This is a genomic window from Tibeticola sediminis (genome assembly GCF_003843835.1).
GTDB classification, from domain to species: domain Bacteria; phylum Pseudomonadota; class Gammaproteobacteria; order Burkholderiales; family Burkholderiaceae_C; genus Tibeticola; species Tibeticola sediminis.
The window spans coordinates 168,978-186,135 of record NZ_RKQL01000002.1 but is presented as its reverse complement, the minus strand read 5'-3'; the positions used below and the strand labels follow the sequence as shown (position 1 = coordinate 186,135).

Genomic DNA, 17,158 nt, shown 5'->3' with positions numbered 1-17,158 from the left:
GTTTCAGCAATTTTCAGTGGGGGAGGCCGTTCACCGTTTGGGTGTGCGCTGCGCGCCCAACTGCCGGATTTAGGCTGCGCCAGCCCCCTTTGACGCCCGTTCCATGCCGATCCGTTCGCCCCTTTCTCTTTCCGCGCGCTCTCGGCGTCCAGACTCCTCGGGGAAGCGCTCATGCCAGGACTGACCTGGGCGGGCTGGATCGCCGCCGCGATCTTGGTCGGGTGGGGGCTGTGGGAACGTCGCCGCGCGCGCTGGGCCGAGCAATTGCTTGCCGAGGAGAAGAACCGGGTTTCGGAATTGTTCGACCGGCTGTCGATCGCCCACTGGCGGCGAGATCTCGACACCGGTGAACTGTGGTGGTCACCCACGTTTCGTCGGCTCCACGGGATTGCTGACGACGTCCCGGCAGAGCGTGAGCGGATCGCCGCCATGCTGCACCCCGAGGACCGCCCTCACCTCGCACGCGACCTGGAAGCCGCGTACGCTGCCGGCGGCGGGGAAGTTCATTACCGCCTCTACCGCAGCGACGGGGAACTGCGCTACTTTCTGCTGCGCACCGTGGTCGTGACCGACACGGTCCAAGGCCACCGCCAGGTCTATGGCATCAACATCGACATCACGGACCACGTGCGGCTCGAGCGGACGCTACGCGAACGCACCGCCTACCTCGAAGCCATCGTCCAGCAGCTCCCGCTCGGCCTCAGCGTCTTCGACGCCAGCCTCAAGCTTCGTCTCTGGAATGAGCGCTTCGGGCAGATCCTCGACCTGCCAGCCGAAGCCTTGCGCGAGGGCGTCGATTTCGGCGACCTCGTCCGTTACCCGGCCGAGCGCGGCGAATACGGGCCGATTCCCGTCGAGCGGGCCATCCAGGAGCGGCGCGCCTTGGCGCTGAAGTTCGAGCCGCACCGCTTCGAGCGCGAGCGGCCCGACGGGCGCACCCATCTCGTGATCGGCACGCCCATCCGTGACGAAACGGGGCAGGTGCTGGGATTTGCGAGCACCTACACCGACATCACCGTGCAAAAGCAAGAGCGCGCCCAGCTCCGCCAAGCCCTCGACCTGCTGCGCACCCTGGTGCAGAACATTCCGGCGGGCATCTCGATGGTCGACGGCGACCTGCGGCTCCTCTACTGGAACGACCGGCTGCTCGAAATGCTGGACCTGCCGCGCGAATTGTTCGAGCGCCCCGGCGCATCGCTGCTCGATGTCTATCGCTACAACGCCGAGCGGGGCGACTATGGCCCCACGGCCGATCCCGAGGCCATGGTGGCCGCCATGGCGGCCCGCGCGCGCCGTTTCGAGCCCCATGAGTTCGAGCGCACCCGACCCAACGGCCAAGTGCTACACATTCGCGGCCAGCCGCTGGCCAGCGGCGGCTACGTCACTGTGTACACCGACATCACCGAGCGCAAGGCCGCTGCAGCCGAAATCGAGCGGCTGGCCCGAACAGACCCCTTGACCGGGCTGTACAACCGGCTGGCCTTTCTCGATGTGCTCGAGCATGAAATTTCAGCCAGCGCCCGCGACGGACGCATGCTCGCCGTCCTCTTCATCGACCTCGACCGCTTCAAGAGCGTCAATGACCGGTTTGGGCATGAGGCCGGTGACGCCGTGCTGCGGGAAACCGCCCACCGTTTGCGCGAACGCCTGCGCAGCAGCGACTGGATTGGCCGGCTGGGCGGCGATGAATTCGTCGCCGCCTTGCCCGGTCTGGATCACGCCGAAGCTGCGGCACAGACGGCGCAGAGCCTTCTGGAAGCCCTGGCAGCACCGTACGCCACCGGAACCGAGGGCGCAGCAGCCGAAGTGGAAATCAGCCCGTCGATCGGCATTGCGCTCTATCCCCAAGACGGCACCCGCGCGTCGGACTTGCTGCGTCATGCCGATCTCGCGATGTATCAGGCCAAGAAGACCGGGGGCGCCCGCTGGCACTTCTACACGGACGCCATGGATGCCGCGGTGCAGCGGCAGCTCGCGCTCGAGCAAGGTCTGCGCGCAGCCATTCGCGACAAGCAGTTGATTCTTTACGCGCAGCCCATCCACGGGCTCACACCGAGCTTGCCGCTGCTCGGCTTTGAGCTCCTGGTGCGCTGGCCGCAACCCGACGGCAGCGTCCTTGCTGCCGGAGCCTTCATCGATGTCATCGAGGGCCGCAGTGAGCTCGCCGAGGCGATGGGTATCTGGGTTGCCCGGCAGGCCAAAGCGATGGTGGAGACCTGGATGCAGACCTGGCCGGATCGCCAGCTTCGGGCCAGCATCAACCTGTCCGCGCGGCAATTCGACCGGCCAGACCTCGCCCAGCGGCTGTGCTGCGCGCTCGGCTGCGACGGCGACAGCAGCGAGCCGCAGCGGCTCCTCGAGCGGATCGAACTCGAGGTCACGGAAAGCGCGATCATGGGCGACCCACGGGCGGCAAAAGGCGAACTCGACCAGCTGCGCGGGCTGGGAGCCCGCTGCGCGATCGACGACTTCGGCACCGGCTACTCGTCGCTCGCCTACCTCAAACAACTGCCGATCGACCGCCTCAAGATCGACCGCACTTTCATTCGCGATCTCGAGCACGATCCGGATGACGCTGCCATCGTGGCGGCGGCGATCGACCTTGCCCATCAGCTCTCACGCGACACGGTCGCCGAGGGGGTTGAAACCCTCCAACAGCTCCAGATGCTTCGCGCCCTGGGCTGCGATGCGGTGCAAGGCTACTTGCTGAGCGCGCCCATGCCGCCGGACGAAATCGTGCGCTACGTCGAGCGCGTCGACCGGTCCGAACACCTTCCGCTCGGCTGGAGCGGTTGAAGGCTTGGATCGAGCCGAGGGCAGGCCCATCGTGGCTGCCGATCAGCCCGCTGCTGCCTGCTCGGGCTCGGAGGGCTCTGTGGGCTCGGCGCGCGACCCTCGTCCCTCTTTCTTCGGTAGCGCTTGAATGTCGAGGCTCACCTCGCCCGCATCGTCGACATCGACCGTCAGACGCCCGCCCTCGGTCAAGCGACCAAACAGCAGCTCGTCTGCGAGCGAGCGACGGATCGTGTCCTGGATGAGCCTCTGCATCGGCCGCGCGCCCATGAGCGGGTCGAAGCCCTTCTTCGCCAGATGCTTGCGCAGCTTGTCCGTGAACGTGACCTCGACCTTCTTCTCGGCCAGCTGGGTCTCGAGCTGCAGCAGGAACTTGTCGACCACGCGCAGAATGACCTGCTCGTCGAGCGGCTTGAAGTTCACGATGGCATCGAGCCGGTTGCGGAACTCGGGCGTGAACAAGCGTTTGATATCCGCCATTTCGTCGCCCGCCTGGCGCGGGTTGTTGAAGCCGATCGTGGGCTTGTTCATGGTCTCGGCACCCGCGTTCGTCGTCATGATGATGATGACGTTGCGGAAATCAGCCTTGCGCCCGTTGTTGTCCGTCAGCGTGCCGTGGTCCATCACCTGCAACAACACGTTGAAGATATCCGGATGCGCCTTCTCGATTTCATCGAGCAGCAGCACCGCGTGCGGCTTCTTCGTCACGGCCTCCGTCAGCAGGCCCCCCTGATCGAAGCCCACATAGCCCGGCGGCGCGCCGATGAGGCGGCTGACGGCGTGGCGCTCCATGTACTCGGACATGTCGAAACGAATCAGTTCGATGCCCAGGATGTACGCCAACTGCCGTGCTGCCTCGGTCTTGCCGACGCCGGTGGGGCCGCTGAACAGGAACGAACCGATCGGCTTATCCGAGCGCCCCAGGCCCGAACGCGCCATCTTGACGGCACTGGCTAGGGTCTCGAGCGCCTGGTCCTGCCCAAAAACCACGCTCTTGAGGTCGCGTTCGATGTTCTGCAATTTGCTGCGGTCGTCATTCGAGACGTTCGCGGGCGGAATCCGCGCAATCTTCGCGACGATTTCCTCGATTTCGGTCTTGCCGATGGTTTTCTTCCGTTTGGACGGCACGAGGATGCGCTGGGCGGCACCCGCCTCATCGATCACATCGATGGCCTTGTCCGGCAGGTGCCGATCGGTGATGTACTTGGCCGACAACTCGGCCGCCGCTTGCAGGGCCGCGTTGGCGTATTTGACGCTGTGGTGCTCCTCGAAGCGCGACTTCAACCCTTTGAGAATTTCCACGGTTTCCGCGACGCTCGGCTCGACCACGTCGACCTTCTGGAAGCGACGGGACAAGGCCGCGTCCTTTTCGAAAATGCCGCGAAACTCCGTGAAGGTCGTCGCGCCTATGCACTTGAGCTGACCGCTCGACAGTGCGGGCTTGAGCAGGTTCGAAGCGTCGAGCGTGCCGCCCGACGCTGCCCCTGCCCCGATCAGCGTGTGGATCTCGTCGATGAACAAAATGGCATGCGGCCGGTCTTTCAGGGCCTTGAGGACGGCCTTGAGTCGCTGCTCGAAATCACCGCGGTACTTCGTGCCCGCAAGCAGCGCGCCCATGTCGAGCGAATAGACCTGAGCATCCGCCAGGATCTCCGGGACATCTTTTTGGACGATGCGCCAAGCCAAGCCCTCCGCAATCGCGGTCTTGCCGACGCCCGCCTCGCCGACCAGCAGCGGATTGTTCTTGCGGCGGCGGCACAGAATCTGGATGACCCGCTCGACCTCGTACTCACGGCCAATCAACGGATCGATCTTGCCTTCCTTGGCCAGCTGGTTGAGGTTCTGCGTGTACTGTTCGAGCGGCGAAGCCTTCTCGCTGCGCTCGTTGCCGCCCGTCGATTCCTCAGCATCGCTCGGGCGCTCCTCGCTGCCTTGCGGCGGCTGCGGATCGGTCTTGCGGATGCCGTGGGCAATGTAGTTGACCACGTCCAGCCGCGTCACCCCCTGCTGATGCAGGTAATAGACCGCGTGGGAATCCTTCTCGCCGAAGATCGCCACGAGCACATTCGCCCCGGTCACTTCCTTTTTGCCGTTGCCCGTGGACTGCACATGCATGATCGCGCGCTGGATGACGCGCTGAAATCCAAGCGTCGGCTGGGTGTCGACCTCTTCGGTCCCGCCAACCTGCGGCGTGTTGTCTTTGATGAAATTGGTGAGGGACTTACGCAGGTCATCGAGATTGGCCGCGCAAGCCTTGAGCACCTCCGACGCACTGGGGTTATCCAACAGCGCCAGCAAGAGATGCTCGACCGTAATGAATTCATGGCGCTGCTGCCGGGCCTCGACGAAGGCCATATGCAGGCTTACTTCCAACTCTTGCGCAATCATGGTGCTTCCTTTTGCTAACTGCCTAACCGCCTAAACCCGTCCATTGCTGGCAGATGTTCCTGTTGATCCCCATAGATCGGGCAGGTTCCCCGCTCTTCAATCCGCCGGTTCCGCCACACACTGCAACGGATGCCCCGCCTGCTGCGCCGCATCCATCACCTGCTGCACCTTCGTCTCAGCCACATCCCGACTGTAGACGCCACAAATGCCTTTACCCTCCAAGTGGATTTTGAGCATGATTTGGGTCGCTGTCTCGCGGTCTTTGCCAAAAAAATGCTGCAGGACTTCGACCACGAACTCCATCGGCGTGTAGTCGTCGTTGAGCATCAGCACACGGTACAGGCGCGGCGGCTGGACCCGCTGCCGCTGCCGCTCAACGACCAGTGAAGCCCCCTGCCCGTCATCGTGCAGAGGACCTGATGGCAGCATAGGACCAGAGGGCGAATTCATAGGCATGGATTCATTCTATCGACTGATCCAAGCCCTGCGAACCTGGGCTGATATTCCCCAGGCACGGCAAAAAATAGCCCGGGAACTCCGGGCTGACGGACTGCTTGCCCCACGGAGTCAGGACCGGGGGGCTTTCGATGAGACGGCACTGCAAGAGAAGCCCGAACGCCTGCGCCGACAGCGATGTGCGGACGCGATGCGGCGTGCTCGCCGAGCCTTACGGCAACGCTGGGCAAGCCCCACGCGCGTCGCGCATCGCGGGAACTGCTTCAGCGTTACCTTTACATGTGGTCGATCATCACCTGCCCGAAGCCCGAGCAGCTGACCTGGGTCGCCCCCTCCATGAGACGAGCGAAGTCGTAGGTCACCTTTTTGCTCAAAATGGCCTTTTGCATCGAGCTGATGATGAGATCGGCCGCTTCGGTCCAGCCCATGTGGCGCAACATCATTTCGGCCGACAGAATCTCCGAGCCCGGGTTCACGTAGTCCTTGCCCGCGTATTTGGGCGCCGTGCCGTGTGTGGCCTCGAAACAAGCGACCGAATCGGACAAATTGGCGCCGGGCGCGATGCCGATGCCGCCGACCTGCGCCGCCAGAGCATCGGAAATGTAGTCGCCGTTGAGGTTGAGCGTAGCAATCACCGAGTACTCGGCCGGACGCAGCAAGATCTGCTGCAGGAAAGCATCGGCAATCACGTCCTTGATGATGATTTCGCGCCCCGTTTTCGGGTTCTTGAACTGGCACCATGGACCGCCGTCGATCGGCTGGGCGCCGAACTCACGCCGAGCCAGCGCGTAGCCCCAGTCGCGGAAGCCCCCTTCCGTGAACTTCATGATGTTACCCTTGTGCACCAGGGTCACGCTGGGCTTGTCGTTGTCGATGGCGTATTGGATCGCCTTGCGAACCAGCCGCTCGGTGCCCTCGATCGAAACCGGCTTGACGCCGATCGCCGAGGTTTCGGGGAAGCGGATTTTGGTGACGCCAAACTCTTCTTGTAGGATTTTGATGAGCTTTTGCGCCTTGGCCGACTTCGCTTCGAACTCGATCCCGGCGTAAATATCCTCGGCGTTTTCGCGGAAGATCACCATATTGGTCTTCTCCGGCTCCTTGACCGGCGAAGGCACGCCTTTGAAATACTGAACCGGCCGCAGGCAGACGTAGAGGTCGAGTTCCTGACGCAGCGCAACGTTGAGCGAGCGGATCCCCCCCCCCACGGGCGTGGTCAGCGGGCCCTTGATGGACACGACGTACTCGCGCAGCGCATGCAGCGTTTCTTCGGGCAGCCAAACATCAGGCCCGTAGACGCGGGTCGACTTCTCGCCGGCGTAGACCTCCATCCAGTGGATCTTGCGCTTGCCGCCATAGGACTTGGCAACCGCCGCGTCCACGACCCGGATCATCACCGGCGTAATGTCCACGCCCGTTCCGTCGCCCTCGATGTAGGGGATGATGGGCTCGTCCGGGACATTGAGCGAGAAGTCGGGGTTGACGGTGATTTTTGTTCCGGCGGCGGGGATTTGGATGTGTTGGTACATGACGGTCTCCAAGGGTTGAGCTGTTCGCATGAAGCGACGAATCAGCTTGGGGTCGACGACACTTTTTGAGTGCCTTCTCTATTCTATCCACCCCCACCTGACAGGGAGCGGACGCACGGCTCAACCGCCGATCCGTTATAAATGGAGGGTGCCGACTCCGACGCGCTAAAGCTGACCGCGGACCCAGGTCCCGTGCAGCACACGGCAGCAGTTCCCTGTTGTCCACCAGCATGATCGCGCGGTGCGTTCTTCCACCCATACGAGACAAACCAATGAAAACGAAGCTCACCTCCGCCCTGCTTGCAACCCTGTTCGCCGCCGGCGCATTCGCTCAAGCGGCCGCTCCCGCTCCGGCCACGCCTGCAACGCCAGCGGTTCCTGCCACCCCTGCAGCGCCTGCGGTGACTCCTGGCCCGGCGGCCGGAACGCCGATGACAGCAGCCCCCGAACACCGCGCACCGAAGGCAGCGAAAGCTCACAAGGCTCGCAAGGCCCATAAAGCGAGCAAGAGCCACAAGGCCAAGAAGGCGCACAAGGCCAAACGTGCAGCCACCTACTGAACGGACGATGACGCGCCGCGGGCCAAGGATGCGACTCGTTGGCCTCGCGGCGCTCGCCGTCGCCCTGCTGGCGCCCTTTTCGATCCGCGCGCAAAGCTCGATGTCAGCCGAAGGCCCGCAGCGGGACCTTCCGCGGGTGCGTCTGACGGCGGGCATCCACATCATCGATGCGCAGGTCGCCCTGACCGAGGAGCAGCGGCGCATCGGGCTGATGAATCGCCGCGATTTGGCACCGTCGGAGGGAATGCTGTTCGTGTTCGAGCAGCCGGGGGTTCAATGCTTCTGGATGAAAAACACGCCTCTGCCCTTGACGGCCGCGTTCGTTGCCGATGATGGAACCATCGTGAACCTGGCCGACATGCAGCCGATGTCGACGCAAACCCACTGCTCGGCTCGGCCGGTTCGCTTTGTGCTCGAAATGCATCGGGGCTGGTTTGCGAAGCACGGCATCTCTGCCGGTCAACGCCTGCGGGGCGTGCCCTTCGAGCAATGAGGAGGGCGGCTGACCGCTCGCTCGCCGGGGCGAGCGCTGGTGAGCAGGGCCGTTTGAGCCGAGGAAACGCTGCCCGTATTGGGCAGAACCGCCGCCTAGGGAACCCCATCATCCGATCCGGGCGAGAAAAAAGCCGGCCCCAAAAGGCCGGCTTCCATGGAAGCGACAGGGGCTCGCCCCCGTAAAACCGCCCTTTACGCCGCGGCGTTGAAGTTCGCCTCGGCGAACGACCAATTCACCAAGTGGTCGAAGAAGGTCTCGACGAACTTCTGCCGCAGGTTGCGGTAGTCGATGTAATACGCGTGCTCCCACACGTCGACGGTCAACAAGGGCTTGTCCGGCGTGGTCAGGGGCGTGCCCGCTGGCCCCATGTTCACGATGTCCACGGTGCCGTCGGGCTTTTTCACCAGCCACGTCCAACCCGAACCGAAATTGGCGACGGCAGACTTGACGAACGCCTCCTTGAAGGCCGCATAGCTGCCCCACTTGGCGCGGATCGCCTCGGCCAGCGCGCCTTGCGGCTCGCCACCGCCATTGGGCTTCATGCAGTTCCAGAAGAACGTGTGGTTCCAAACCTGAGCGGCATTGTTGTAGATGCCTCCCGGCGGCGCGGTCTTGACGATTTCCTCCAGCGATTTGTTCTCGAATTCCGTGCCCTTTTGCAGGTTGTTCAGATTCACCACGTAGGCGTTGTGGTGCTTGCCGTGGTGGTAGTCGAGCGTTTCCTCGCTGTAGTACGGGGCCAGCGAATTCTTGGGAAATGGCAGGGGTGGCAGTACATGTTCCATGGAACCTCCAATGATGTGAAGAAAAGTCGCGAGGCTGATTGTAGGAATTCAGGAAGCCACGCGTGCGCTCACGGTCATGTCCGCGGCCCCGTCGGCCAGCTGCGCGCGAACCTTCTGGCCCGGCTGCAGGTCGGCGACCCGGGTGTAGACCCGGTCGGGATCCACGGGATCACTGAGCAATGCGTAGCCACGGGCCAGCACGGCGCGCGGATCGATGGCCTGCAGACGCAACTTCAGGCGGTGCAATCGCTCGGATTCCTGCTGGAGCGCACGTGCCGCCGCTGTGGGCAGAGCGCGGTCGAGGGCTTCAAGCCGCAGGGCACGTCGCTCGACGGCCCGCATCAACCCAAATCGCAGCCGCTGCGCCAGCGCCTGCAAGCGCTGCTGCTCGCGGACCACGCGTCCCGAGGGACGGCCGAGCCGAGCGGTCAACAGATCCAAGCGTTGCGCGTGCACGTCGAGGTGTCTGAAGACGGCCTGTTCGATCCGCTGCTGCAGCGCTTGCAGCGCATTCATCCATTGCTCCCTGGGCGGAGCGACCCACTCGGCTGCGGCGGTCGGCGTCGGGGCTCGGACATCGGCGACGAAGTCGGCGATCGTGAAATCGGTCTCGTGGCCGACGCCGGAAATCACCGGCACCGGACTGCGGGCCAGCGTCCGCGCCAGTTGTTCGTCGTTGAAGGCCCATAGATCCTCGAGCGAGCCACCCCCCCGCACCAGCAAAATGAGATCGATCGGCGGCTGCCCCTTTTGGCCGATGTGCGCATAAAGCCGCTCCAGCGCCGCCATGAGCTCAGGTGCGGCTTGCGCGCCTTGAACCGAAGCCGGCGAGAACAAGACCGGAACGTGCGGAACGCGGCGTCTCAAGGTGGTGACGACATCATGCAGGGCGGCGGCGCCCGGTGAAGTCACGAGACCGACGCCGCGCGGCCACGGCGGCACGACGCGCTTGCGGGCGGCATCGAACAGGCCTTCGGCCTCGAGCCGGGCCCTAAGCCGCAAAAATTGTTCGAAGAGCGCCCCTTGCCCGGCGCGTCGGATGTCTTCAACGATGAGTTGCAGGTCGCCACGCGCCTCGTAAACGCCCAGACGGCCATAGACCTCGACCGAATCGCCATCGCGCGGCGCAAAGCTCAAGGCCGCCGCATGCCGGCGAAACAGGGCGCAGCGAATCTGGGCCTCGGCGTCCTTCAAGGAAAAATAGCAGTGCCCACTCGATGCCCGCGTGAAGCCACTGATTTCTCCGCGAACTCGAACCGGATTGAAGCGCGCAGCCAAGGCATCGGCAGCTGCGCGGCACAAGCCCGCGACATCCCAGACCCACGCCGACCCGACCGTTGCCCCGTCCGCTTCAATCATGGGAGCACCCCATGTCCATTTTGCGCCGGCCCGAGACCCAAAGTCGTCCACAGCGCAGCCACTGCGAGGCGGATGACGCGCTCACCCGGAGGGCAGACACAGGGCATCCGTAAGTCATTGTTTTATCTAGTTCAATGGAGCGAAGAAAGGGGAAATCGAGCGCAGTGCCACGGTTTGCGCCAAAAGTCAAAGCCTTGTTCAGCGGGTTTCCCACAAAGTTATCCACAAGCCAGAAATCGCCCGCATCGGAGCGCCGACGTTCCCTGAGAGGCTGAGAGGGAATTGGTCATGCCCGCTTTGACACCCAAAAACACGCCAGAGGGCGTTGCAAATGCGCGCCGTAGCCCGAGCTACGGCTGTGCTTTGCGCCTACTCGGGCGCGTTTTGGGGCGCCCCTTCGGGCACGCCCAATTCCCTCTCAGCCACTGAGCGCGCACCGCCTCGGCTCTGGGGTCTTCCTGAACACGGCCGACCATGGGCTGAGCCATAATCGCCGGGGCCGCTTCCATAGCGCCGCGCTTTCACGTTGGAGGGAGATTTGCTGTCGATCATACAAGCCGCAGGTTGGCCGATTTGGCCGCTGGTGCTCTGCTCGGTGCTGGCGCTGGCCATTGCGATCGAGCGGGCGGTCAGCCTTCGTGCCGTCAAAGTGGCGCCGGCAACGCTACTGGACGAGGCGATCGCCGTGACCCGAAACGGGCCACCGACGCCGGAGGTGGTCGAGCAACTCGAAAAAAGCTCCGCTTTGGGCGAGGTTCTGGCGGGGCCGCTGCGCGCCTGGCGGGCCAACCCCCAAATGAGCTTGGAAGACCTCCATGCCGCCGCCGAGGTCACGGGGCGCGTCGTCGCCCACCGGCTCGAGCGTTACCTGAGTGCCCTGGCGACCATCGCCTCGGCCGCGCCTCTGCTCGGGCTGCTGGGGACGGTGATCGGGATGATCGAGATTTTCGGCTCGCAGGGCACCGGCGCAGTGGCCGGGGCGACGAATCCGCTGCAGCTCGCGCACGGCATCTCGGTCGCGCTCTACAACACGGCTTTTGGCCTGATCGTCGCGATCCCCTCGCTGATTCTCTGGCGCTATTTCCGCGCCCGGGTCGATGAATACCTGCTGACGCTCGAAGTGGCCGCCGACCGCTTCGTTCGACACTTGGACGCCTTGCGGCGGCGTTGAAGCCATGAACTTTCGCCCACGGCACCGCGACGAGCCCGAGATCAACCTGATCCCGTTCATCGACGTCCTGCTCGTCATCCTCATCTTCTTGATGCTGACGACGACCTACAGCAAGTTCACCGAACTGCAATTGCAACTGCCCGTGGCCGACGCCTCCGCCCAGCGCGACTACCCCAAGGAGATCGTGGTCGCGGTTGCGGCCGACGGACGCATCCAGGTCAATCAACGCGCCGTGACCGGCCGCAACGTCGATGCGGTCGGCGCGGCCCTGGCGGAGGCGGCAGCGCAGATCGGCCCCGATGCGGTCGTCATCATCAGCGCAGACGCACGCGCTGCGCACCAGAGCGTCGTCACGGTCATGGAAGCAGCGCGTCGCGCCGGCCTGCCGCGGCTGACCTTTGCGACTCAATCGGCGGCGCGCGCCTCGAACGACGAGTGAGGGGCGAGCGCCCAACGGCGTCGCCGCGTCCCATGAACCACGCACGCGCGCGCTGGCGATCCTGCATCGAAGCCGCCTGGCGCGGCCAGCGGCTGTGCCTGCTCGCGCTGCTGCCGCTGTCGGCGCTCTACGGGGCTCTGTGGCGGATCCGTCGCTGGGCCTACGACCGCGCCTGGCTGCCCAGCGCGCACCCGGGCGGGAAGGTGCTCGTCGTCGGCAATGTCGTCGCCGGAGGCGCGGGGAAAACACCCCTGACCCTAGCCGTGGTCGAATATCTCCGACGAAAAGGCTACTCCGTCGGGCTCATCTCCAGAGGCTACGGTCGGCGCGGGATTCAGGTCGAGGAAGTCACCGCCACCAGCGACGCGAGACAGGTGGGTGACGAGCCCTTGCTGCTGCACCGGCGCACGGGTCTGCCGGTCTTCGTCGGCGCCGATCGGCTGGCTGCGGCGCAAGCGCTGCGGCAAAAATACCCGCAGACCGAGGTGATCGTCTCGGACGACGGGCTCCAACACCTGCGGCTGCGCCGCGACCTCGAGATCTGCGTCTTCGATGCCGGGGGCTTGGGCAATGGACGCCTGCTCCCGGCTGGGCCTCTGCGCGAACCCTGGCCGCGCCCCACAAGTGACGTGCCCATGCTCATCGTCGGCCCCCCGGGTCTGAATCTTCCCCCGCTGGAGCAAAGCGTGCCCGTCCACCGCCGCCTCTCCGACACGGCCGTCAACGCCGAGGGCCAACGGCGCCCCCTCGCCGCCTTGCGCACCCAGCCGCTCGTCGCCGTCGCGGGGATTGCCCACCCCGAGCGCTTTTTCGAGGCCCTGCGTGCGCAAGGGCTCACGCTCGCGGAGTGCCACGCCTTCCCCGACCACTATGATTTCGGTAGCAACCTTGCGCCATTTTTGGCTGGCAAAGAGATTATTTGTACCGAAAAAGACGCTGTGAAACTGTGGTGCTGGCGGCCCGAGGCCTGGGCAGTGGCGCTCGAAGTCGAACTGCCCGAGGCCTTCTTCGCTGCCATCGACCGAGCCCTGGCGACGGCTCCGCACCATGCCCAATCTCACTATGATCGAGCCCATGGATCCCCGCCTACTTGAACTCCTGGTCTGCCCAGTCACCAAAGGGCCGTTGGACTATCTGCGCGAACGCAACGAGCTGCTCTCCCGCAGTGCTCGTCTGGCCTATCCGATTCGCGATGGCATCGCGGTCATGCTCGAATCCGAAGCCCGCGTCGTCAGCGAAGAGGAAATCGCCGCGCTCCCGCCGCGAACGCCCCAGGTATGACCGGCATGGCCTCCGACATGAACGCAATGGACCCGGGCGCTGCGCCCACTTCTGCCGGTTTCATCGTCCTCATCCCGGCCCGGATGCGTTCGAGTCGCCTGCCGGGCAAGCCGCTTGCCGACCTGGCGGGCCTGCCCATGGTGGTTCGGGTCGCTCAACAGGCGCTCAAAAGTCATGCGCGGCGGTGCGTGGTCGCGGCTGACGACCCCGCCATCGCCGAAGCCTGCGCGCGCCACGGCATCGAATGTCTGCTGACCGAGCCCGACCATCCAAGTGGTACGGACCGACTGGCCGAAGCTGCCCAACGACTGGGGCTCGCGAGCGAAGAAATCGTCGTCAACGTCCAGGGCGATGAGCCCCTGATCGAGCCCCGTTTGCTCGACGCCGTCGCCGAATGCCTGGCTCGCCACCCCAGCGCGCGCATGGCCACGGTTGCCTGCCCCATTGACGATGTCGAAGCCTACACGAACCCGAACGTCGTCAAAGTCGTGACCGACCGGCATGATCGCGCGCTGTATTTCAGCCGGGCCCCCATCCCCTGGGACCGGGACCGCTACAGCAGCGGCGTGCGGGAACTGCCCGGCACGAGCGCGCTGCGCCACATCGGGCTCTACGCGTACCGGGTGGCGTTTCTGACCGCGTTCCCGAAACTTGCGGTCGCACCGATCGAGCAGGTCGAGGCCTTGGAGCAGCTCCGCGCACTGTGGCACGGTGAGACGATCGCGGTGTACCGCACCGACTCGGCTCCACCCGCCGGCGTCGATACCCCGGAAGATCTCGAACGTGCACGGGTGCACCTGGCGCTCGAACGCGCTGCTTCGCGCTTGTAAGAGACCCTGCAGCCACGCGTGCTATTCTCGATTCGAGCCTTGGGTGCGCCTGGCCGCGAAGCCCGCGCCCGAACAGAAATCGACCCTAAGTTTTCCATTGACTCGAGGTAAATCATGAGACTGATTCTTTTGGGCCCCCCTGGCGCCGGCAAAGGCACTCAGGCCGCGTTCATCGCGAAGAAATATGGCATTCCCCAGATCTCCACAGGCGACATGCTGCGGGCAGCCGTGAAAGCCGGAACGCCGCTGGGGCTGCAAGCCAAAAGCGTCATGGACGCCGGTGGGCTGGTCAGCGACGACCTCATCATCAAGCTCGTGAAGGAGCGCATCGCCGAGCCCGACTGTGCCCATGGTTTCCTCTTCGACGGCTTTCCCCGCACCATCGCCCAGGCCGAAGCCCTGAAGAACGCGAATATCAAGATCGACTACGTGCTCGAGATCGATGTTCCATTCGAAGCCATCATCGAGCGCATGAGTGGCCGCCGCTCGCACCCGGGGTCCGGACGCACCTATCACATCAAGTTCAACCCGCCCAAGGTCGAAGGCCAGGACGACATCACCGGCGAGCCGCTCGTCCAGCGCGACGATGACAAGGAAGAAACCGTGCGCAAGCGGCTCGAGGTCTACAGTGCGCAAACTCGGCCCCTGGTCGACTACTACCGCAAGTGGGCCGAAGTCGACCCCGAACACGCACCGAAATATCGCGCCATCAGCGGCGTGGGCACGGTCGAAGAAATCACTCAGCGCGCGCTGGCAGCACTCGAGAGCTGACCCTCGCGGCTCAGCAGGTCCAGCGCCAGGCGGATGCGCGCCTTGACCGGACTCAGACTCCCCGCGGACGCGAAAGCGTCCGCGGGCGTGCCAATCACCCGCCCAACCCCGCAGCGCGTCGAACGAAGCACGCGCACACCGTGCTCGACCGCACGCGTCAATGCGCGCTCAATCTCGACGTGAACCGTCCCATTGCCGGTCCCGGCAACGACCAAGCCTTCCACGCCCGCATCCACCAAGACGGAAACCGCCCGCGCATCGGCCAGCGCGTGGCTGTGGATGATTTCAACCCAGGGCCAGCGCTGCGCGGCCAGGAACGCGGCCCGGCCAGCGGCTCTTGAATAGCCTGCCGCCAAGCCATCACCATTCGAGACCGGCGCACACAACCAGCGCACCTGGCCTTCCTCGATCCAGGCTGATGGGCCGGCGTCGCCGGCGTCGAACGCATCGAGGCGGTACGGATGGGCCTTGCGCACCCAGGCCGGGGCATAAACCTGCCCTGCAAACGTCACCCAGACACCGCGAGCCCGTGCATCGGTGGCAAGGCTGACCGCGTCCAGCAGGTTTTGAGGGCCATCGGCTTGCACCGCCGTCGCCGGTCGCATCGCACCGGTCAGCACGACGCGAGCGGCGTCCACATCCAACAGTTGTTCGAGCAGGTACGCGCTCTCCTCCATCGTGTCGGTGCCGTGGGTGACCACCACGGCACCCACGGCCTGATCGTCGATCAACTCCTGGCACCGCCGCACCAAAGCCTGCCAGACCGACAGCGACATGTCTTTGCTGTCGACTTGGGCCAGTTGCTCTGCGGCGCTCGTCCACGACCCCAAGCGCTGAGCCAGCCCGGGCACCCGCTCCAACAAGGCCTCGATTCCGATCTGGGCCGCCCGGTAGCCGACGGCATCCGCCGCATCGGCGGCCTGCCCCGCAATCGTCCCCCCGGTCGCCAAAAAAACGACACGCTGCCCCACCGTTTCATTGAACGCTTGCATGATGGAAAAAACTGGCTAAAAATACAGCTACTGGATATTCTTACAGCCCAACCTCTGGAGCAGCCATGCCCCCTTCGAAGTCCGGCTCCGATCGCCTGACCCCCCGGCAACAACAGGTGCTTGAACTAATTCAAAGCGCCATTGCCAATACCGGCGCCCCTCCGACGCGGGCAGAAATCGCCGCCGAACTCGGCTTTCGCTCGGCCAACGCGGCAGAGGAACATCTGCAAGCGCTCGCCCGCAAAGGTGCCATTGAACTCGTCAGCGGAACGTCAAGGGGCATCCGCCTTCGCCCAAGCGCCTTCAAAACAGAGGGCGAGCGATCGTTCGGCTCATCTCTGCTGAAGGAGCTTTCGACGCTCGCGCTACCGCTCGTCGGGCGTGTGGCCGCCGGCCATCCGATTCTCGCTGAAGAGCACGTCGAGCAAACCTTTCATGTCGAGGCCAGCCTGTTCAGCCGCAAGCCCGACTACCTACTCAAAGTGCGTGGCCTCTCGATGCGCGACGCGGGCATCATGGACGGCGACCTGCTGGCCGTCGCGCGGGTCCAAGATGCTCGCGACGGCGAAATCATCGTGGCCCGGATCGACGGCGAAGTCACCGTCAAGCGTCTGGTGCGACATCCGGACCACATCGAACTGCGAGCCGAGAATCCGGACTTCGCCCCCATCATCGTCCAACCCGGAGCGTCGATCGAAATCGAAGGCTTGGCCGTCGGTCTGATCCGGCCGCACTGTCCCTGAAGGGGCAGAGGCGCCGCCCACCGTCACCTTCGCCCAAACACGGTGGAGCCCGGCCCCAGCCATCCTGACTGAACCGTCGTGTCAGCGACCCCGTCCTGCAGGTGGCGGGCGTTGAGTGCCACGGAAGCACTCAACCCTGCAGCGCTCGGGCTTCATCGTCAATCCTGCCTGTGTTCAACCGATCGATCGGAGAGGTTTACATGGGACTTATCCAGGGCATCCAGGCGCGGCTGCGCCGCTTCGGGCAACGCGCCACCGCGTGCAACGCATCGGCGGCCATGACACCGGCAAGACCGGCCCTACCAAAGACGCCCCGAGCGGACTCCCCGCCGTCGTTTTGGGCAGACACAAGCCATCAGGCCACGGACTCGGCCCCGACACCTGCGGCAGCAGCCCGCGCTCGCGCGCCCATCCTGCGCGTCGTCCACAGCGTCGAAGCCCAGGGCCGCCACTCCGGTACGGTTCGACTGCGCATCTCTGGACGGCTGGCAGATGTCTGCGCCGAACTCGACCGCTTGGCAGCACTGGAAGCCCAGCAGGAAGCCATGTCGGGCTGACCGCAGTG

Annotated in this window: 16 protein-coding genes; 10 read left to right on the top strand and 6 right to left on the bottom strand. The window is 64.6% G+C overall.

Going from position 1 to position 17,158, the window contains the following annotated elements; all coding sequences use genetic code 11:
- Positions 1-171 precede the first annotated feature (171 nt).
- The gene (locus EDC62_RS05835) at positions 172-2,796 is read left to right on the top strand and encodes a sensor domain-containing protein (protein ID WP_124221510.1); all 2,625 of its coding nucleotides are present in this window, start codon (positions 172-174) and stop codon (positions 2,794-2,796) included.
- A 42-nt stretch (positions 2,797-2,838) separates the two neighbouring features.
- On the opposite strand, the gene clpA is transcribed toward EDC62_RS05835, so the two are convergent.
- The 3 genes from clpA to icd all read right to left on the bottom strand — a co-directional run bounded on the left by clpA (position 2,839) and on the right by icd (position 7,166).
- The gene (gene clpA / locus EDC62_RS05830) at positions 2,839-5,181 is read right to left on the bottom strand and encodes an ATP-dependent Clp protease ATP-binding subunit ClpA (RefSeq protein ID WP_124221508.1); all 2,343 of its coding nucleotides are present in this window, start codon (positions 5,179-5,181) and stop codon (positions 2,839-2,841) included.
- A gap of 96 nt (positions 5,182-5,277) precedes the next feature.
- Positions 5,278-5,610 carry an ATP-dependent Clp protease adapter ClpS gene (clpS, locus tag EDC62_RS05825; protein WP_245968771.1) on the bottom strand — a complete coding sequence of 111 codons (333 nt, stop codon included), beginning with the start codon at positions 5,608-5,610 and terminating at the stop codon, positions 5,278-5,280.
- 302 nt (positions 5,611-5,912) lie between these two features.
- Positions 5,913-7,166: an NADP-dependent isocitrate dehydrogenase gene (gene icd, locus EDC62_RS05820; RefSeq protein WP_124221504.1), complete on the bottom strand. Its 1,254-nt coding sequence runs from the start codon at positions 7,164-7,166 to the stop codon at positions 5,913-5,915.
- Between the two features lie 588 nt (positions 7,167-7,754).
- On the opposite strand from icd, the gene EDC62_RS05810 reads away from it, so the two are divergent.
- The gene (locus tag EDC62_RS05810) at positions 7,755-8,219 is read left to right on the top strand and encodes a DUF192 domain-containing protein (protein ID WP_124221502.1); all 465 of its coding nucleotides are present in this window, start codon (positions 7,755-7,757) and stop codon (positions 8,217-8,219) included.
- Positions 8,220-8,413: 194 nt separating this feature from the next.
- Here the strand turns inward: EDC62_RS05810 and EDC62_RS05805 are convergent, their stop codons facing one another.
- Entirely contained in the window at positions 8,414-9,007 is a 594-nt protein-coding gene (locus tag EDC62_RS05805; protein WP_124221500.1) for a superoxide dismutase, read from the bottom strand.
- A gap of 48 nt (positions 9,008-9,055) precedes the next feature.
- On the bottom strand, positions 9,056-10,366 hold the full coding sequence (gene xseA / locus EDC62_RS05800) for an exodeoxyribonuclease VII large subunit (RefSeq protein WP_124221498.1): 1,311 nt from the start codon (positions 10,364-10,366) through the stop codon (positions 9,056-9,058).
- Between the two features lie 538 nt (positions 10,367-10,904).
- Between xseA and EDC62_RS05795 the strand changes: the two genes are divergently transcribed.
- From EDC62_RS05795 to adk, 6 genes are all read left to right on the top strand, one after another.
- Positions 10,905-11,537 (top strand): MotA/TolQ/ExbB proton channel family protein, encoded by a 633-nt coding sequence (locus tag EDC62_RS05795; RefSeq protein ID WP_124221496.1) that lies wholly within the window; start codon positions 10,905-10,907, stop codon positions 11,535-11,537.
- Positions 11,538-11,541: 4 nt separating this feature from the next.
- Entirely contained in the window at positions 11,542-11,976 is a 435-nt protein-coding gene (locus EDC62_RS05790; RefSeq protein WP_124221493.1) for an ExbD/TolR family protein, read from the top strand.
- Positions 11,977-12,008: 32 nt separating this feature from the next.
- Positions 12,009-13,070: a tetraacyldisaccharide 4'-kinase gene (lpxK, locus tag EDC62_RS05785; RefSeq protein WP_124221491.1), complete on the top strand. Its 1,062-nt coding sequence runs from the start codon at positions 12,009-12,011 to the stop codon at positions 13,068-13,070.
- The gene (locus EDC62_RS05780; protein WP_124221489.1) at positions 13,051-13,257 is read left to right on the top strand and encodes a Trm112 family protein; all 207 of its coding nucleotides are present in this window, start codon (positions 13,051-13,053) and stop codon (positions 13,255-13,257) included. Before lpxK ends, EDC62_RS05780 begins: the two co-directional genes overlap by 20 nt.
- 17 nt (positions 13,258-13,274) lie before the next feature.
- Entirely contained in the window at positions 13,275-14,087 is an 813-nt protein-coding gene (gene kdsB / locus EDC62_RS05775) for a 3-deoxy-manno-octulosonate cytidylyltransferase (RefSeq protein WP_245968770.1), read from the top strand.
- 114 nt (positions 14,088-14,201) lie between these two features.
- On the top strand, positions 14,202-14,858 hold the full coding sequence (gene adk / locus EDC62_RS05770; RefSeq protein WP_124221485.1) for an adenylate kinase: 657 nt from the start codon (positions 14,202-14,204) through the stop codon (positions 14,856-14,858).
- Here the strand turns inward: adk and EDC62_RS05765 are convergent.
- Positions 14,828-15,850 (bottom strand): asparaginase, encoded by a 1,023-nt coding sequence (locus tag EDC62_RS05765; protein ID WP_124221483.1) that lies wholly within the window; start codon positions 15,848-15,850, stop codon positions 14,828-14,830. The two genes, adk and EDC62_RS05765, sit on opposite strands and share 31 nt — an antisense overlap.
- Before the next feature lie 65 nt (positions 15,851-15,915).
- Here EDC62_RS05765 and lexA point away from each other — a divergent pair, with 65 nt between their 5' ends.
- Together lexA and EDC62_RS05755 are read left to right on the top strand one after the other, a co-directional pair.
- Positions 15,916-16,593 carry a transcriptional repressor LexA gene (lexA, locus tag EDC62_RS05760; protein WP_124221481.1) on the top strand — a complete coding sequence of 226 codons (678 nt, stop codon included), beginning with the start codon at positions 15,916-15,918 and terminating at the stop codon, positions 16,591-16,593.
- A 200-nt stretch (positions 16,594-16,793) separates the two neighbouring features.
- On the top strand, positions 16,794-17,150 hold the full coding sequence (locus EDC62_RS05755) for a hypothetical protein (RefSeq protein WP_124221479.1): 357 nt from the start codon (positions 16,794-16,796) through the stop codon (positions 17,148-17,150).
- Positions 17,151-17,158 lie beyond the last annotated feature (8 nt).

What these genes read in the sequence shown, in the direction of transcription:
- EDC62_RS05835 (WP_124221510.1), top strand. Translation starts at nt 172, where the DNA reads ATGCCAGGACTGACCTGGGCGGGCTGGATCGCCGCCGCGATCTTGGTC.
- clpA (WP_124221508.1), bottom strand. Translation starts at nt 5,181, where the DNA reads ATGATTGCGCAAGAGTTGGAAGTAAGCCTGCATATGGCCTTCGTCGAG.
- clpS (WP_245968771.1), bottom strand. Translation starts at nt 5,610, where the DNA reads ATGCTGCCATCAGGTCCTCTGCACGATGACGGGCAGGGGGCTTCACTG.
- icd (WP_124221504.1), bottom strand. Translation starts at nt 7,166, where the DNA reads ATGTACCAACACATCCAAATCCCCGCCGCCGGAACAAAAATCACCGTC.
- EDC62_RS05810 (WP_124221502.1), top strand. Translation starts at nt 7,755, where the DNA reads ATGCGACTCGTTGGCCTCGCGGCGCTCGCCGTCGCCCTGCTGGCGCCC.
- EDC62_RS05805 (WP_124221500.1), bottom strand. Translation starts at nt 9,007, where the DNA reads ATGGAACATGTACTGCCACCCCTGCCATTTCCCAAGAATTCGCTGGCC.
- xseA (WP_124221498.1), bottom strand. Translation starts at nt 10,366, where the DNA reads ATGATTGAAGCGGACGGGGCAACGGTCGGGTCGGCGTGGGTCTGGGAT.
- EDC62_RS05790 (WP_124221493.1), top strand. Translation starts at nt 11,542, where the DNA reads ATGAACTTTCGCCCACGGCACCGCGACGAGCCCGAGATCAACCTGATC.
- lpxK (WP_124221491.1), top strand. Translation starts at nt 12,009, where the DNA reads ATGAACCACGCACGCGCGCGCTGGCGATCCTGCATCGAAGCCGCCTGG.
- EDC62_RS05780 (WP_124221489.1), top strand. Translation starts at nt 13,051, where the DNA reads ATGGATCCCCGCCTACTTGAACTCCTGGTCTGCCCAGTCACCAAAGGG.
- kdsB (WP_245968770.1), top strand. Translation starts at nt 13,275, where the DNA reads ATGAACGCAATGGACCCGGGCGCTGCGCCCACTTCTGCCGGTTTCATC.
- adk (WP_124221485.1), top strand. Translation starts at nt 14,202, where the DNA reads ATGAGACTGATTCTTTTGGGCCCCCCTGGCGCCGGCAAAGGCACTCAG.
- EDC62_RS05765 (WP_124221483.1), bottom strand. Translation starts at nt 15,850, where the DNA reads ATGCAAGCGTTCAATGAAACGGTGGGGCAGCGTGTCGTTTTTTTGGCG.
- lexA (WP_124221481.1), top strand. Translation starts at nt 15,916, where the DNA reads ATGCCCCCTTCGAAGTCCGGCTCCGATCGCCTGACCCCCCGGCAACAA.
- EDC62_RS05755 (WP_124221479.1), top strand. Translation starts at nt 16,794, where the DNA reads ATGGGACTTATCCAGGGCATCCAGGCGCGGCTGCGCCGCTTCGGGCAA.